Genomic DNA, 975 nt, shown 5'->3' with positions numbered 1-975 from the left:
AGGAGAGAGAATGTATCGAACAGGAGACCTTGTGAGAATGTTACCTGATGGAAATATTGAGTTTTTAGGAAGAATTGACCATCAAGTGAAGATTCGAGGTTTCAGGATTGAACTGGGTGAGATAGAGAGTCAACTTCTAAAATATAAGGAAGTAAAAGAAGCTGTTGTAATCGCAAGAGAAGATAATAATAATCATCAATATTTATGTGCGTACTTTACTTCTGAAACATCGGAGGACGAGACTAGGGTTCAAGAAATTCGAAAGTTTTTGGCAAAAGAGCTGCCAGAGTATATGATTCCTGCTTTTTTTGTTCAACTAGACAAGCTACCACTTACTACAAATGGGAAAGTGGATCGAAAGGCTTTACCAAGTCCTGATGGAAGTTCCGTTGCAGGGGTAGTAGAGTATGAGGCGCCAAGGAACACAGTCGAAGAAAAGCTCGTATCCATTTGGCAAGATATTTTAGATATAGAAAACATAGGAATTCAACACAACTTTTTTGAAATTGGAGGCCATTCACTGAAAGCAACTACGATGGCTTCTAGAATCCATAAGGAACTTATGGTCGAGATACCTTTAAGACAAATCTTCCAAACACCTACTATAAAAGGGATTGGAGAATTTATTGACTCTACAAAAGAAAGTGTATATGCATCGATCAAAAAAGTAGAAGAACAAGATTATTATCCGCTTTCATCTGCCCAAAGAAGACTCTACATTTTAAACAAAATAGAGGGTAGCGGAGTATCTTATAATATGCCTTTCGCTATGAAAATAAAAGGTGATTTAGATGTTCATCAGCTTGAGAAGGCTTTCCATAAATTAATCGAAAGACATGAGGCTTTAAGAACTTCTTTTGTAATGGTAGATGGTGAACCAGTTCAAAAGATTGAAAAAGACATAGCTTTCCAAGTGACGTATAGAGAAATGGGTACCGATAAGCTAGATGATATAATCAATGGATTTGTTAAACC

General features: G+C 36.5%; 1 protein-coding gene. It reads left to right on the top strand.

The features are described 5' to 3' along the window. A partial coding sequence (locus DPQ31_RS29080) for a condensation domain-containing protein (protein WP_208731452.1) occupies window positions 1–975 on the top strand: 975 nt, incomplete at both ends.

It is taken from the genome of Bacillus sp. COPE52 (assembly GCF_003355115.1).
GTDB classification, from domain to species: Bacteria; Bacillota; Bacilli; order Bacillales; family Bacillaceae_G; genus Bacillus_A; species Bacillus_A toyonensis.
The sequence above is the reverse complement of the archived record's forward strand: the minus strand, read 5'-3'. Positions and strand labels throughout refer to the sequence as shown.